The 14,597-nt window shown below is 41.0% G+C and carries 18 protein-coding genes; 4 read left to right on the forward strand and 14 right to left on the reverse strand.

Annotated elements, in window-relative coordinates; translation table 11 throughout:
- The first annotated feature begins 25 nt into the window (after positions 1-25).
- A complete protein-coding gene (locus OIT90_RS12645) occupies positions 26-835 on the forward strand; it encodes a mechanosensitive ion channel family protein (RefSeq protein WP_024424726.1) in 810 nt (269 codons plus the stop codon).
- A gap of 22 nt (positions 836-857) precedes the next feature.
- On the opposite strand, the gene OIT90_RS12650 is transcribed toward OIT90_RS12645, so the two are convergent.
- From OIT90_RS12650 to fadH, 14 genes are all read right to left on the reverse strand, one after another.
- Positions 858-1,100 (reverse strand): YkuS family protein, encoded by a 243-nt coding sequence (locus OIT90_RS12650; protein WP_024424725.1) that lies wholly within the window; start codon positions 1,098-1,100, stop codon positions 858-860.
- Positions 1,101-1,150: 50 nt separating this feature from the next.
- Complete coding sequence (locus OIT90_RS12655) at positions 1,151-2,329, reverse strand: N-acetyldiaminopimelate deacetylase (protein ID WP_144490623.1); 1,179 nt, start codon at positions 2,327-2,329, stop codon at positions 1,151-1,153.
- Between the two features lie 33 nt (positions 2,330-2,362).
- Positions 2,363-3,073 carry a 2,3,4,5-tetrahydropyridine-2,6-dicarboxylate N-acetyltransferase gene (gene dapD, locus OIT90_RS12660; RefSeq protein ID WP_039178160.1) on the reverse strand — a complete coding sequence of 237 codons (711 nt, stop codon included), beginning with the start codon at positions 3,071-3,073 and terminating at the stop codon, positions 2,363-2,365.
- 109 nt (positions 3,074-3,182) lie between these two features.
- Entirely contained in the window at positions 3,183-3,641 is a 459-nt protein-coding gene (locus tag OIT90_RS12665) for a flavodoxin (protein WP_039178158.1), read from the reverse strand.
- 16 nt (positions 3,642-3,657) lie between these two features.
- A complete protein-coding gene (locus tag OIT90_RS12670; RefSeq protein WP_034281596.1) occupies positions 3,658-4,551 on the reverse strand; it encodes a WD40/YVTN/BNR-like repeat-containing protein in 894 nt (297 codons plus the stop codon).
- Complete coding sequence (locus tag OIT90_RS12675; protein WP_144490624.1) at positions 4,541-5,017, reverse strand: flavodoxin; 477 nt, start codon at positions 5,015-5,017, stop codon at positions 4,541-4,543. Before OIT90_RS12675 ends, OIT90_RS12670 begins: the two co-directional genes overlap by 11 nt.
- Before the next feature lie 123 nt (positions 5,018-5,140).
- Positions 5,141-6,022: a LysR family transcriptional regulator gene (locus tag OIT90_RS12680; RefSeq protein ID WP_024424721.1), complete on the reverse strand. Its 882-nt coding sequence runs from the start codon at positions 6,020-6,022 to the stop codon at positions 5,141-5,143.
- Between the two features lie 96 nt (positions 6,023-6,118).
- Positions 6,119-6,562, reverse strand: a complete 444-nt coding sequence (gene cbpB, locus OIT90_RS12685; RefSeq protein ID WP_039178150.1) for a cyclic-di-AMP-binding protein CbpB — start codon at positions 6,560-6,562, stop codon at positions 6,119-6,121.
- Between the two features lie 146 nt (positions 6,563-6,708).
- Entirely contained in the window at positions 6,709-6,900 is a 192-nt protein-coding gene (gene abbA, locus OIT90_RS12690) for an antirepressor AbbA (RefSeq protein ID WP_003210802.1), read from the reverse strand.
- Between the two features lie 149 nt (positions 6,901-7,049).
- Positions 7,050-7,565 (reverse strand): ribonuclease H-like YkuK family protein, encoded by a 516-nt coding sequence (locus OIT90_RS12695; RefSeq protein WP_039178147.1) that lies wholly within the window; start codon positions 7,563-7,565, stop codon positions 7,050-7,052.
- A 146-nt stretch (positions 7,566-7,711) separates the two neighbouring features.
- Positions 7,712-7,954, reverse strand: coding sequence for a YkuJ family protein (locus OIT90_RS12700; protein ID WP_003212254.1), 243 nt, complete (start codon positions 7,952-7,954; stop codon positions 7,712-7,714).
- Positions 7,955-8,138: 184 nt separating this feature from the next.
- Positions 8,139-9,035, reverse strand: a complete 897-nt coding sequence (locus OIT90_RS12705; RefSeq protein ID WP_474892599.1) for a manganese catalase family protein — start codon at positions 9,033-9,035, stop codon at positions 8,139-8,141.
- Between the two features lie 423 nt (positions 9,036-9,458).
- Positions 9,459-10,679, reverse strand: a complete 1,221-nt coding sequence (locus tag OIT90_RS12710; RefSeq protein WP_024426863.1) for an EAL domain-containing protein — start codon at positions 10,677-10,679, stop codon at positions 9,459-9,461.
- A 64-nt stretch (positions 10,680-10,743) separates the two neighbouring features.
- The gene (gene fadH, locus OIT90_RS12715) at positions 10,744-11,508 is read right to left on the reverse strand and encodes a 2,4-dienoyl-CoA reductase (RefSeq protein WP_039178144.1); all 765 of its coding nucleotides are present in this window, start codon (positions 11,506-11,508) and stop codon (positions 10,744-10,746) included.
- A gap of 138 nt (positions 11,509-11,646) precedes the next feature.
- On the opposite strand from fadH, the gene OIT90_RS12720 reads away from it, so the two are divergent.
- The 3 genes from OIT90_RS12720 (at position 11,647) to OIT90_RS12730 (ending at position 14,509) form a co-directional block, all read left to right on the forward strand.
- Positions 11,647-12,504, forward strand: a complete 858-nt coding sequence (locus tag OIT90_RS12720; RefSeq protein WP_047203677.1) for a metallophosphoesterase — start codon at positions 11,647-11,649, stop codon at positions 12,502-12,504.
- Positions 12,505-12,660: 156 nt separating this feature from the next.
- Positions 12,661-13,158: a L,D-transpeptidase family protein gene (locus OIT90_RS12725; RefSeq protein WP_039178139.1), complete on the forward strand. Its 498-nt coding sequence runs from the start codon at positions 12,661-12,663 to the stop codon at positions 13,156-13,158.
- A 73-nt stretch (positions 13,159-13,231) separates the two neighbouring features.
- Entirely contained in the window at positions 13,232-14,509 is a 1,278-nt protein-coding gene (locus tag OIT90_RS12730; RefSeq protein WP_039178137.1) for an MFS transporter, read from the forward strand.
- Positions 14,510-14,597 lie beyond the last annotated feature (88 nt).

The raw sequence follows: 14,597 nt of genomic DNA on the forward strand, positions 1-14,597 counted from the left end.
CATACATAGAAAGGTTTTGAAGATCATGAGAGCATTTCAACAAGTAGATTGGGTTTCCATTATCCTCAATAGCAGTATGATTTTGCTAAAACTAGTCGCCATTTTTGCCATTTACTTTATCATCAGAGCCATAGGAAACAAGATGATTAAGCGAGCCTATTCCACATTCGCTGAAAAGCATGAAGTCTCTTTATCAAGAGCACAGACGCTTCAAAGTCTGACGTTAAATATTTTCGCCTACTTATTGATTTTTATTCTAGTTGTGATGATCCTCGACTTATTTCATTATAACCCGACTGCTTTGCTGGCAGGTGCAGGCGTTGTAGGACTTGCGATCGGTTTTGGCGCTCAAGGGTTAGTGAGTGATATTGTGACCGGATTCTTTATACTATTGGAAAAACAATTTGATGTAGGAGAATATATAACGGTCGCCGGCTTTGATGGGATTGTTGAACAAATTGGACTAAGAACCACACAGCTTCGAAGCTTTGACGGCACCCTTCATTTTATTCCTAATCGCAGCATACTGAATGTGAGCAATCATTCAAGAGGGACGATGCAGGCACTCGTTGATATTGAGCTGTCTCCGGATGAAAATGTGGATCAGATGATCACAGCCCTTCAAGCTGCCTGTGATGAGGTGCGGGAGGAAACTCCTCAAATTATCGAAGGTCCTCAAGTTGTCGGCGTGGAGGCGTTCGGTTCTTCCTCTCTTGTGCTGCGCATCATAGCGAAAACCGAAACAATGGAGCAATGGCGGGTAGAACGAATCTTGCGCAAAAAAATGAAAGAAGTACTCGATATAGAAAAAGAGCAAAAAGAACCGGGATCATAATCTACCGGTTCTTTTTCTTGTTTTATTGAACACGCTGTTCTACTTCTTGGCAAATTTCATCAGCCGTCATACCTGATGCTGTAATAACAGATGCCTTTGTTGTTGTGTCTGAAATGCCAAGAACATTTGAATCTAATCCTGTGACGACATAACAGTCACACTGATCCATTTGCTGTTCATTTTGAATACGTACGACATCATACCCTTTTTGCTTCAATAGTTCTTCTACATCGGATAAAGATTGTTCTACACCAATTCTTGTCATAATCAAGAACACCTCCTGTTCATAAGGTGTACAGGAGGCAGCTCGATTATTCATTCACCAGCTTGCTTTTTAAAATAAGCCGTCATGACATTCACAGCTGTTTCAATCGCGTTTTCATCCGGCTGGAGCTTTGCATGATGCAGGCCGTATTCTGAATCGACCCCTAACCAAAACATGAAGCCGGGATATTTTTTCAGCATGTAGCCAAAATCTTCTCCTGTCATGGCTTCCCTGCATTCAATCACATTCGCAAGCCCTTCTTCGGCTACATATGACATAAATTCCTCTGTCAAATCCTTTGAATTGTCCACTTCGTAATAAGACGAAGGATAACGAACAGTTGCTTTGCATTCGTAGCCAATTTCAATTCCTTTTGCCAATGCTTCAATTCGCTTTCTTACCTTGTCCATAGACTCTGGCGAAAGTGTGCGAATGGTACCGTCAAGCTTTGCATGCTGCGCAATAATATTTTGAGCCGTTCCGCCGGTAATCGTGCCCACTGTAATGACCGCACTATCAAGGGGATCAACATTACGCGAAATCACCGATTGCAGCTGACCTACAAGAGCACTTGCAGCAACAACCATATCATTTGCTAAATGAGGATATGCAGCGTGTCCGCCTTTTCCTTCAAGCTCAATCACAAGCTCACTCGTATTGGCAAATAACAAACCCGGCTTTGTAGCAATTGTTCCAACAGGATATTCAGGTGCGATATGCAGCGCTGTAATAAAGTCTGGCGTCCATTTTTTGAGAACATCACTTGCAAGCATTGGTTCGGCACCGCCTGGACCTTCTTCTGCCGGCTGGAAGATAAATAATACGTCTTCTTTGATCGGTTCATGAACGAAATGATCGATGATACCAAGTGCAATGGTCATATGAAGGTCATGTCCACATGCATGCATCTTCCCTTCATGCACAGATTCAAATGGATACCCTGTTTCCTCGGGTATAGACAGGCCGTCCATATCTGCACGATAAGCAAATACGCGCGTTGGATTTGTCCCTTTCACTTTTACAAAAAGCCCAGTTCGCCACGTTTCAATCTCAACTCGATCTTTTGAATAGGTGTCCAAATGCTGAATAAGATACGCTTGTGTTTTAAATTCTTGGAAACCAAGCTCAGGGATTTGGTGTAAATCTCTTCGAATGGATATTAATTGCTCACGATTTAACAAGTGAACTCGCTTCCTTTCTTCTATACGAATAAGACGTGGATATCTCATCCACGTCTTTGTCTTCAGCTGCGAATTATATGATTAAAGCTGACGCAGTTCTTGTTTGATTTCAGTCTTACCTTTTGTTTTTTCATCGATGTCTTTGATTTTCTTAGCAGGTGTACCTGCTACAACTGTGTAAGGCTCTACATCGTTCACAACGATCGCACCAGCAGCTACTACTGCACCTTTACCAATTGTCACGCCTTCTAGAACAACAGCGTTCGCACCGATGACAACGTCATCTTCTACCACAACTGGTTTAGCAGACGGCGGCTCAATAACACCTGCAAGAACAGATCCAGCACCGATATGACAGTTCTTACCTACTGTCGCACGGCCGCCAAGCACCACGTTCATGTCAATCATCGTACCTTCGCCGATCACAGAACCGATATTAATAGAAGCACCCATCATAATGACTGCATTATCACCGATTTCAACTTGGTCACGGATGATTGCCCCTGGTTCAATACGGGCTTTAATGTTTTTCAAATCTAACATCGGAATTGCAGAGTTGCGGCGGTCATTTTCCACGACAACATCTTCAATTTTGTCTTTGTTTGATGCTAACACTTCTTGAATTTCACTCCACTCACCGAAAACAACTCCAGTGTTTCCTGTGATGAATGTTTTTGCATGTTCACCAAACTCAATACCTTCTAAGTCACCTTTAATATAGACTTTGACAGGTGTTGATTTTGTACTATTTTGAATAAATGAAATAATTTCATTAGCGTCCATTTGTTTCATGTATGTATGTCCTCCTCTTAATTTATACTTCATTACTGTACCAAAGGAGTGTTTTAATGACAAGTGAAAGAGTCATCTCCTCAATGGAAAATAAAACAAGCGGGACCGATTATCCCGCTTCTTGCTGGTGAAGCTGAACAAATTGTTTACCAAAAGAAATTAATTCGTCTTCTTCCTCTCCTTCTGGATTCAGCTCAATTTTAACTGATGGGAGGACAATGTCACCGCCAAGCTCCTTCACTTTTTCTTCGATTAGGTCAACAGCTCCGCAAAAATGTTCGTAAGATGTATCGCCAGAACCGAATACTGCAAATGCTTTTCCCGTTAAATCAAGCTCTTCCATTTCTTCATATAAATCAATAAAATCATCCGGAAGATCGCCATCTCCCCATGTATACGCACCTAACATAATGTGCGAGTAATCATTAAGCAGCTCGGCATCAATATCCATCGCTTCATGCCGGTCCACGCTGGCTCCTGCTTCCGTTATACCTTTTTCAATTAAATCTGCCATCGCTTCTGTATTTCCAGACATCGTGGCATACACCAATAAAACCTTTTCTGTCACTTTTTCTTCCTCCTTATCAATGAATCAACGCTGGCTCCTCATACGGCCTGACAAACTTACTTTCATATAAACCCGCACAGAAAAAGTTTTCGTTTTGATTGGCTACACGAAAACCGTGCCCTTTGATCGTATCAAACCATTTGAGCTCTTTTTGCTCAATATCAAGCTGATACACTTTAGAAAATCCGTGTTCGTCTTGTGAAGTGGTCACATACACAATGCCGTTATCCTCTGATACATCCAAAAATGATTCTTCTCTAGCAAAGGCCTGTGATTGAATATCATGCAGAATATTTGTATGTAAATCTAAAATTTGAACAGATCCTTTTTTGCCTTTTTTTGAACCTAATGCACAAACAAGAAGATGTTCATGACAGAGCAGCATAGAAGCTGTCATTCGGTGCTCCTCTCTGTTTAAAAGAAAAATCTGTTCACTCTGCAAGTCATACACCCATATTCCTCCGTGAACCTCATGAATCTGTGTTCCAATATAAAGGTGGTCACCTGCAGCACATAAAGAACGAATGACCGGCGGATGATTCACATGAGCAAATGGCTTCATAATTTCCCAGGAAATTCCGAAATCATTTGACACATAGATACTATGTTTTCCATGCGCACATACAAACCCATCTTTACGTCCTGTAATAGACCAGACGACTGCGTTTGTTGGAAATGAAGATAACGCCCATGTATTGCCTTCATCTCCTGATCTAATCACTGTGCCATTTTCACCAACACCGAATAAATAAGGGCCAATATAGCTGATCGCATGAATTTTATGCTTGAGTTTAAACAGTTGCTGCCATCCGCTCTCCACACTATAGTGAAAAATACCTTCACGTTTTACAGCAACAAAGTATCCACCACTTTTAGATGCTGCAACGGCTGTTGCTCCTTTATGAAACATGATTTTCAACTCGTTTCTCAGACAAAGCGGCCCACGTTAAAAAGCTCACAGCAAATTCCTGACAGCACGCCACATCTTCATCTGTATCCGGTGCAAGCTCCATTTTTAATGTTTCAGGAAAAACAGATGCACCCGTTGATTTCAGCATGTCATGGAATGTATGGACAGCCTCGCAAAACTTTGGATAGCTGTAATCACCCGATCCAAAGACAGCTGCTTTTATGTGACTAAGTTCAAGAGTAGAGACCTCCTCATAAAAATCCTCTGCTTCATATGGCAAATCTCCATCACCCCAAGTATAAGAACCAATGAATACGTAATCGTATGAGGATAGGTCCTCTGCGTTCATATCATCAAATTCCATCATCTCTGTATCTATGCCTTTTCCTTCAAGTGTTTGCTTTAAGATCGCTGCCATATCTTCCGTATTTCCAGACATACTCGCAAATGCAATTAGTGCTTTCATCTATCGGTCACCTCATCTAAATGATAATCATTTTCAATTATTATATGTACACTTTAAATGATAATGATTTTCATTGTCAAATGATTTCATAAAAAAAAGTACCTCCCTATTCCAAGAAGGTACTTACACGGCATCATTTTCAAGCATTTCTTTAACCACACCAACAAATGCTTGTACCTGTTTTAACTGAAAAGACGCTTCATAGCCTAGCAGCCATGTGTCACGGCCGATTTGCTCTCCGTTCACATCAACAAGCGGTGTTTTATAAACACTTTTTTCGTGGTCATATAGAGTAACAGAAGGCAAAATGGCGTAACCGATGCCGTGGTAGGCCATTTGTTTACATGTTTCAATTTGGTCTACTAAAATCGTCTGCTTTGGAGATACTTTAAATTTTTGATGCCACCAGTGCTGGATTTCCTGATAATACGTGCTGTCGCTTTTAAATTGGATAAATGGCCGCTCAGTCTTGATTAATTCATCTACGTCCTTGATCACGGAATCGACTAAGTATAAATGATCTGTCATCAAGTATTCCTTTGTCCCCTTCCAATCAGGGTTTCCGCGAATGATTCCTATGTGCACATGGTCTTCATACAAGCTTTTGAGCATTTCACTGCTCCAGCCGGTAACGAGTGACACCTTGGCATTTGGATATTTTTCGACATACCGTTTTAACACCTTTGGCAGCCAGTGCTGTCCAATAATCGACGCCACCGCAAGCTTGAGTGTACCGTGAATGTCACCCTCAAGTTCATCAATTCGTTCTCTCACTCGATCCTGTTCAACCGTTACTTCTTTTGCAAATTGGATAATCTGTTCACCTGCTGAAGTCACGGTCAGCCCCTTTTGTGAACGAAAAAAGATTTTCGTTCCCCATTCCTTTTCGATCGTCTGCAATCTTTGAGATAATGCAGGCTGAGAGACAAAGAGCCGTTCCGAAGCCTTCCTCATATTCAATTCTTCACTTAGCACAACAAGCATATGTAACTCCTGAAGCTGCATGGGCGTCCCCTTTCTCTCTATAAGTTTTTCTTATTCCATATGCTCATTATATAAATTTTAACTTATGAAGGCAAAAAAAATAAGCTGGGCTGCAGCTCATTTTTTCGCGGAATGAATGACCTCATTTAAGCGCTTTAATACAACTCGTCGAGTAAAAATGCCTTCAAAGACTTGCTCCTCATTTACTACACAAACAAATCCATTATTCGTCACAGCGTGAACGCCTTTTATTACAGGATCTGTCGTTTTGAGTCTCGGAATATCTTTCAGCATAACCTCTTCGACCTTCAACTGGTCGAGCTTCTCAAATTCGATTCGTTCTAAACCGAAGATTTTATCCATAATCATATTCGTTCCAATTAACCCGTGTAAATGATAAGAAGCGTCTAATACCGGAATGGCTGTATATCCTGTTTTGGTTAGGACCAATAGGGCATGCTCAAGGTTATTGCCAATTTGAACATGTGCGACTTTATCTGCATCAATCATATGCTCGGCTACTGTGGACTCAAGCAATTGAGTCGGCTCTATCTCTATCATGTTTCTTCGACCCCTTTTCTCTCAATCATCAATCATACATTCCCCATTACGATTAAGCATAAACTAAAACGAATTTTGTCGAAAGATTTTTTCTGCATAAAAAAGATACTCAGCCCCCGAGTATCTAATAGAATGTTAAACCAATATTAATTCTCAAACCTTACTCTGTCATACAATGTGATCAATTGCTTATACGTATTGTCGTCGACATTTTTTGTTCCACATTCTATATCATTGATCTCACTGCTTAGTAATTCGACAGCATATTCCTGATTCAGCAATACGTTTAATAATAGCTTTTTCTCTTCTTCATTAAAACGATTTTCGATGACGCTCATTCAACATCAGGCCCCCTGTTTCATATATGCTTTTATATTGATTAGCAGGCTTTTGAATGTCTGCTTCCTCTCTATACAGCTAGAATAAGGAACTAGAATCGAATCGTCAACCGCACGTTTCGACAAGGTTTGGAGAAAAATGACGGAATTTATTTTGTGTATCGATTGGCATAGCAAAATGCTGCATATGAGTCGGGTTTTATTTTTGCTTCAATTCCCATAGCTGTGATCATTCCGGTCATTTCCTGGATCAGCTCTTTCGTACTTCCTTTTTTGCCAATATCCAGATGGGCTTCAAAACGAAGGTCTGCCCCTTCCTCAGCAAACGGAAGAAGCAAATCCATCAGTTCTGTTAAAGGCCCCTCAAGGATGTCTGCACATACCTTTTGGCTAAACGCTGTCTCTAATGAAATTTTTTCTCTAAGACTTTGCACGGGTCTTTCAATCACTTGTTGTGTGAGGCAGCCCCAAGCTCCTTTGCCAATCCGGTGGAGATGAATTGCAGTCATAAATGTTGTGACATTTTGATTGACCTGAGAATCCGTACCAATTGATAACACATAGGCGGATCTAGGGTCTTTTCGAATAAAGTCTTTCATTCTCATGACGACATCAGAAAACGCTAAACGATCTTCAGAAAGATTGTAGAAAAAAGAATCACTCACAGAAAGGAACTCCTTTTTAATGGTCTCTTATCCGAAAAATGCGCTGATTGATCATCTTCCATTTGTACATATCATCTATGATGATCCATGTATGCTGCCGCAATAAACGAAGGAATCCTCAGAAAAAACATTTCATACGATTCAGCTTAGGATTGTAGAAGCTCAAAAATCTCAATCGAAATCATATCAATGTTGTCAAATGGGAAAGTGTTTGGCTTATCCCCTTGTTGAAAAACAGTCAATTCAAACGTTTGATTCTTTTCGAAATACTTAACACTACAGATTTTCTCACCGTTCACTTCGAAATAACGCTGTGCCGGCTCGTTTGCAGCTTCTGCTGTCTCTTGAAGACTTTGCAGCCTTGTAATGATACCCATTAATTGTGACATTCTAAAAAAAGACTCCTTTCAAAAAAACAACTCAAGATGAACCCGTATTGATTATACACAAGTCCTACAAAGCATCATACCATAAAGTGTTCTCAGATGATATTTTTCCTCTTGAATTCAAAAAAAGAAAAAGAATCTGTTTTTTTAGTTTGAGTCTTTTTTCTAATCTCATGCACCATGATTTTTATAAACCAGCAGATCTTATCAGTCGTTTCGCAATTTCATCAAAATCCTCTTTTGATATGCCTGGAGCAAACTCTTCCGGTAATTCTCTATAATCTGGCACAGGTGCACCTTGCGGGGTGCCTTCAATGACTGTGAGCGGCTTTCCATCAATCGGGTGGCTGCCTTTCCAAATTTTATTGATATCCTTGTAGTCCGTATCACTAAATGTATACAGCTTTGTATGAACATTCTGATCTTCAAATTTTCTCGCTGAATCAAAGTATTTGTTATCAAGATTTGGGATTGGCAGCATCTTCCCTACATCTACTCCTGTAGCGACTTCTAGTGCCTTTGCATATGCCACAATATGCACGCCGCCCCTGACAAGTAAATAACCGATCATCTCTCTTGCTGTAGGGTGGTCCGTCATTTCATATACACGCATTTTGTGCGTACGTGCTCCGCATTCAAGGAAGAAATTATGAAGGAGGTCAAGAATCAGGTTGCCGCTTGAGAACACATTCTCTCCTGTCCAAGGTTTTGCCATTGAATCAAACGGATAGCCTGTTTGGGCTGTTTGAATAAAATGCTGTGTATTTCGTTTATCGACAGCTGCCTTCATCGGCGTCGTATCTGGATCTCCTCCATGGGTAGTTCCTGTAATCATGAGATTGATGGCTGTGGTCACAAGCTCAACATGACCGAATTCTTCAGCTGTAATACTGGATACGAGGTCATAAAACGGTTTGAGTTTTCGTTTCCCTCTAAAGTTAAAGGATTGAAACATGTAATTATTTAATGTGGACATTTCACCGAATTTTCCGCCGAGTAATTCTTGCACAGCAGCGGCACCATTTGCATCTGGGTGATCTGGTCTTGGCAAATCAATGAGCAGCCGCGTGTCACGTTTGATCATGATGTTTCCCTCCTACTGTCTAACTATCATCACTTAAGATGTATGGAGGGTTTGGGCTGTCCTATGCATGAAGGGAAAGATTGAAGCACAAAAAAAACTTGGCGGGGGTAGCGCCAAGTTTTTTGGATCTTGATCTGATAGAGGGGTTGGGGAACAGAGAGTAGCTTCTCTCTATAACTAAATGATAATGATTATCAGTTTCATTGTCAACCATTTTTTATTTTCTTTTTTCTATCAAAAAAAGCAGCCTACGAGGCTGCTCAGATTGATGACAAAAAGCTGAAATTCCTTTTGTTTACATTTCAGTGTGATAGAAAACCTTTGAAGTCTAGGAAGGACGAGTACCGGAGCGAATTATACATTCGTGAGCACTGCCACGCAGGACTGACAAAGAATGCGAGGATTAGTCTTCACGCCGCGTCTTCAAATTAATCCATCTTGCTCATATAAATAGGCATATGGAAGGTCTATAAACAAATACATATCTCCCTCTAAAGGATAAGAAAACGTACGTATCCTCTCACCTGTTTCTAAATCACTATAAATATCGCTGAAAAATCCTTTTCCGCTAATTCTCATTTGAAGAATATTTGCTAGGAAATAAGGACGCCAGCTCCAGTTTTTTTCTATATACTCCGGCTGAAACAACCATTCTTCTTCTTTTTTGAACACATTTCCAGTGATTTGAAAGCCTTCTTCATTACACATATAAATCCGAAAGCTGCAATCTGTTAGTTCAAGTGCCAGTTTTTGAATGAGCTCATCATTTGTGCTGCACGATTTCTTTAAAGTCGTAACAGCTTGATGAATTCGTTTATAAAATGTTTCAGAATGTTCGTAGACAGCTTGCAGCTTCTTTTTCTCATGGGCAATAAATTGCTGGAATTCTTCTCTAAGCTGATCTTTTCGGTGGCTTCGATCGATTAATTCTCCTGCAGGCTCATGAAGATAGAACCCTTGAAAATATCTCCCGCCATTTCTCCAAGCATACTGAAGCTGGAAATTTGCTTCAATGTCCTCATAAATTAAAGCAGCTCCTATTTTTCTTGCAAGCAATGAAATGCTGTACAAGACATATTCATAGGAAGGAGATGGAGCCGATGCCTTTAATGCCTGTAAATCTATTTTTAATAAATCAGGTGAAAGCAAGGCAATCCGGTCCAGATTACTGCTTTCTTTTCCTATATTTGAGACGGCGATTTTAATCCCATATGTACGATAATACGTTAACGTATGGTATAGCTGTTCAATGTCGCCGCTAAACGTATGCTCTGCAAACTCAATAACAAACCGGTTAAGCTGAATGCCCCTTGCTTCATATTCCTTTAAGAGTTCTAAAAAGCTTTCCCCGTGATCCAGCATGAGGATATTGGCATCATGATTAATAAAAATGAGCAAATCGTCATCTGCTGTTGTGAAGAGATCAAGTGCTTGAGTCAGTACTTTGTGATCTACTTCCAATTTATATTCGTCAGGAATAGATGAATCCGTAAAGAAGGAGCCTAGGCTAACCGTTTCTGACTCAAGCTTCATTCTTCCTAGAATCTCATAGCCTATCACTTTTTGCTCTTCCGCACTGAATATTGCTTGATAGTGCGGGAAAACATCTTCAATATTCGTTAAAATATCCAATGGATCGACCATTTTCATCACCTGCTTCTCTCTTTGTGTGATTATACCACATCAAAAGCAGGTCTTACATCGTCAATCAAAATGGTGATTGGTTGAGCCATTGTCCCCCATCCATCGTAATACAATCTCCATTTATATAAGACGCATGCTCCGATAATAAAAAGCTCGCAAGCGCTGCAATTTCCTCAGGTGTGCCCAGTCTGCCAAGAGGAACGCTATCTAATGTTCTTTGCGCTGCTTCTTCTGATTCCCATAGTTTATCTGCTCCGCCTGTTCTCTCGATTGGGCCTGGTGCGATGGCATTGACGCGAATTCGATATTGCCTCCCCCATTCAACAGCAAGCGTTCGAGTCAGGGACAACACGCCGGCCTTTGCTGCCGCCGAATGCGCCACGCCTACACCAGCACCCCATGCATAGGTAGCCACCATGTTAAGGATACTTCCCCTTTTCTTTTGCCGAATCCAGTAATTGCCCACTGCATGGCTGCAAAAGAATGTACCATTTAACACAATATCAATCACAGCTTTCCAGCCGTTAGGAGACAGCTTTTCTGCTGGCACTAAAAAATTTCCTGCTGCGTTGTTAATGAGGGCATCGACATCACCAAATGTATCCACCGCAAACTTGACCATTTGGTCAGCATCCTCTGGGTTTCGCACATCCATTTGGAAGTAAGCGACTGCTCCGCCCTTCTGCTTCATTTCTTTTGCCGTCTTTTCCAGCGTCTCTTCCGTTCTACCAGTAATCACAACATTCCAGCCTTCAGCTGCCAAATGGGCAGCCATTGCCTTCCCCATACCGCTTGATCCCCCTGTCACAATCACTGTTTGCTTCGTCATTTGTTCTCCCCCTTTGTATGATTTGAATGACTATTCATTCATTATTGTCTATCATATCATGATTGACCCTCGGTGCACCATATGGGAGATTATCCAAATATGATGCTATACTTAATTTTATTTATAAAGGAGTCTTATATGAAGCAGCTTTCCCGCAGACAATTTTTAAAAGGAGCAGCTGGTGCGAGTATTCTCGGGTTTTTGGCTACAAGTTGTGGATATGGATATGCCAGGTACATTGAGCCGCGCATGATCGATACCGTGTCACTGACGATTCAAGATGCTCAGCTTCCAGCTTCATTTGACCAGTTTAAAATAGCTCAATTTAGTGACGTTCATTTGAGTGATACATTTCCTGCGAAGGACCTAGAAGCCATCGTTCAGAAAATCAATGCTGCATCTCCAGATCTCATTGTGTTCACAGGTGATCTCGTTGATTTTCAAGCATCCACCCAAGAGCATGAAAAAGCGAAGACTTATTTGAATAAGCTTCATGCTCCGTTCGGTAAACTCGCCATCTACGGAAATCATGACTACGGACCATTTGGCGTGGAGCTTTATGAGAAAACAATGGAGGCTTGTGGATTTACATTATGTAAAAATGATGTGTTTCTATTAGAAAAAGATCATGCACATATTCAGATTGCTGCACTGGATGATCTTATGATGAGCGTGCCTGATTACGATTTGATCAAACGGGAAGTATCATCTGATTTATTTACGTTGCTGCTCGTCCATGAGCCTGATGCAGCATTAGAGCTGAAAACAACACCTATTAACTTGCAGCTTTCCGGGCATACGCATGGCGGTCAAGTGCAGCTGCCTTTCTATGGACCGATTCTCACAGCACCTTACGGCCGTAAATATGTAGAAGGTTTATACGAAAGCGATCAGCAACGCATCTATGTCAACCGTGGACTTGGGACAACACGGCTCCCGCTTCGGTTTTTAGCCAAGCCAGAGTTAACCTTTTTTACCTTTACATCTCGTGTATAAATAGAAGCCAAACCGCCCTCTCCTGCATATGTATAATCAAAGTTCTTTCTCATGACAAATGTTAGGAGAAACCTTACTGGGCCTGATTCCGTCCATATAGTATGTCAAGTGACGGCATCATGGCTTCTTTTATTTGAGTAAAAGGAGTGTACTTTGGTGCTGCGATATACGGTGAAAAGAGGAGAAACTCTTGCTTCTATAGCGCTTGATTTTCGAACAACAACAGATGCCTTAAAGGCTGCAAATCCGTCACTTCAAGCTCGCGAGCCCGAACAAAATGAGGTCATCATCATACCTGGTTTGCCAGATCCTAATACGATCCCATACCGCATCTTTGTTTCGATTTCAACGAAACGCCTCGTTTTGTTTTCTGGATCACAACTTATTCGTTCGTATCCGATTGCAACAGGGAAAATTTTAAATATGACACCGACAGGTTCTTATTATATTGTCAACAGACAGCCAAACCCAGGAGGTCCCTTTGGCGCTTATTGGCTGAGCCTCTCAAAAATTCATTACGGCATTCACGGTACGAATAACCCGTCTTCAATTGGTAAAGCTGTTTCTAGAGGATGCATTCGCATGTATAATCAGAATGTCATCGAGCTTGCTTCACTCGTTCCAAACGGAACACCTGTGACCATTAGCCAGTAGATGAAATCAATTGTACGAATGGTTAAAATTTTATATGATATAAAGTGGGATCTTCAGGTTAAGGAGCGTATTTATGGATATTTTTAAAAACAGAAATTTTGTTCGTCTCTTTTTTGCGGCACTTGCTTCGCAAATGGGGACAACAGTAGGCAATATGGCGTTTGCCTTTTATTTGCTCGACCATTTTAGTCATCAGCCCGCATACGCCACATTGGCTGAACTTATGTATTCTCTTCCTACCGTCTTTGTCTTTTTTATGGTCGGTGTGGTCGCAGACCGTTTTGATCGTAAAAAAGTCGCAGAGAATTGTGATTGGATACGAGCTGGGCTGACGATTGTATTATTCATCGTTATTTATTTTAATTCACTGCCACTTATTTTCTTGATCTTGTTTATTCGAAGTGCTATTACGAAGTTCTTCTATCCAGCTGAAGCTTCTCTCGTTCAGGCGATTTTAAATAAAGATCAATATGCAAAAGCCGCTGGCTTAAATCAAATGCTGTTTAGTTTATTTATGGTATTTGGCGTTGGGCTCGGTGCCATTATGTATAAGACGATTGGACTTCACGGTGCCATTACAATTGATTTGGTCAGCTTTATTATTTCAGGCATCCTGATTCGTTCATGTAACATTCCAATTGAAGCGCGTCAGCCAAATGGACAAGCTGGCTGGAGAGGCATGACCATCAAAACGTCTCTGAAAGATTTTAAAGAAGGCATCCTATATATTTTAAAAAATAAATTATTGGCTTCTTTAATTTTTGGCTTTTTTGTTTTCGGTCTAGTCAATGGCGCATTTGCCGTTCTTCCGATGTTTACAATGAAATATGGACTTTCACCAGACCATTTTGAACTGCATACATCCTTCTTTACCATTGCGATCGGTGCAGGCTTGCTCGTTGGAAGCTTAATGGGCTCTGTCCTCGCTAAAAAGGTAAAGATGCAATATCTCATGTCGATTCCAATTTTGGTCGCAGGTATTTTGATTTTTGTCCTTGGTTCTACCCATACATTATGGTTGTTTTACGTCACGTCATTTGTCATTGGTACATGCATTGGCCCAGTCAACATTGTCATTGGCGGCTGGCTGCCTAGAATCGTCCATCCTCGACTGATGGGCCGTGTGTCAGGATGGGTTGATCCGCTCACTATGTTTGCTCAATCGATGACATTAGGTCTGATTGCTGTATTATTTCCAAAACTCATCACAAATGTTTCTTATATTTATTACGGAATGGGCTTTATTATTTTACTTGTCTTCCTTTTTTACTTCATTACACTGCCAAAGTTCAGCAGAGAAGCTGACGACTTAGACGTACAGCGTGAACTAAAAGGGCAGGGAGTTCAATAAGTAAATAGCAAAAAGGACTTTCTTTTCAGGAAAGTCCTTTTTGCATGGCTGAAACGTCCTTCATGCATTTCCTCTGTTGAGAGAATCT

Source organism: Bacillus sp. ABR (genome assembly GCF_056172715.1).

Excerpts from the sequence above, each read along its gene's own strand:
- OIT90_RS12645 (WP_024424726.1), top strand. The coding sequence starts at position 26 with ATGAGAGCATTTCAACAAGTAGATTGGGTTTCCATTATCCTCAATAGC.
- OIT90_RS12650 (WP_024424725.1), bottom strand. The coding sequence starts at position 1,100 with ATGACAAGAATTGGTGTAGAACAATCTTTATCCGATGTAGAAGAACTA.
- OIT90_RS12655 (WP_144490623.1), bottom strand. The coding sequence starts at position 2,329 with ATGAGATATCCACGTCTTATTCGTATAGAAGAAAGGAAGCGAGTTCAC.
- dapD (WP_039178160.1), bottom strand. The coding sequence starts at position 3,073 with ATGAAACAAATGGACGCTAATGAAATTATTTCATTTATTCAAAATAGT.
- OIT90_RS12670 (WP_034281596.1), bottom strand. The coding sequence starts at position 4,551 with ATGTTTCATAAAGGAGCAACAGCCGTTGCAGCATCTAAAAGTGGTGGA.
- OIT90_RS12675 (WP_144490624.1), bottom strand. The coding sequence starts at position 5,017 with ATGAAAGCACTAATTGCATTTGCGAGTATGTCTGGAAATACGGAAGAT.
- OIT90_RS12680 (WP_024424721.1), bottom strand. The coding sequence starts at position 6,022 with ATGCAGCTTCAGGAGTTACATATGCTTGTTGTGCTAAGTGAAGAATTG.
- cbpB (WP_039178150.1), bottom strand. The coding sequence starts at position 6,562 with ATGATAGAGATAGAGCCGACTCAATTGCTTGAGTCCACAGTAGCCGAG.
- abbA (WP_003210802.1), bottom strand. The coding sequence starts at position 6,900 with ATGAGCGTCATCGAAAATCGTTTTAATGAAGAAGAGAAAAAGCTATTA.
- OIT90_RS12700 (WP_003212254.1), bottom strand. The coding sequence starts at position 7,954 with ATGTCACAATTAATGGGTATCATTACAAGGCTGCAAAGTCTTCAAGAG.
- OIT90_RS12705 (WP_474892599.1), bottom strand. The coding sequence starts at position 9,035 with ATGATCAAACGTGACACGCGGCTGCTCATTGATTTGCCAAGACCAGAT.
- OIT90_RS12710 (WP_024426863.1), bottom strand. The coding sequence starts at position 10,679 with ATGGTCGATCCATTGGATATTTTAACGAATATTGAAGATGTTTTCCCG.
- fadH (WP_039178144.1), bottom strand. The coding sequence starts at position 11,508 with ATGACGAAGCAAACAGTGATTGTGACAGGGGGATCAAGCGGTATGGGG.
- OIT90_RS12720 (WP_047203677.1), top strand. The coding sequence starts at position 11,647 with ATGAAGCAGCTTTCCCGCAGACAATTTTTAAAAGGAGCAGCTGGTGCG.
- OIT90_RS12730 (WP_039178137.1), top strand. The coding sequence starts at position 13,232 with ATGGATATTTTTAAAAACAGAAATTTTGTTCGTCTCTTTTTTGCGGCA.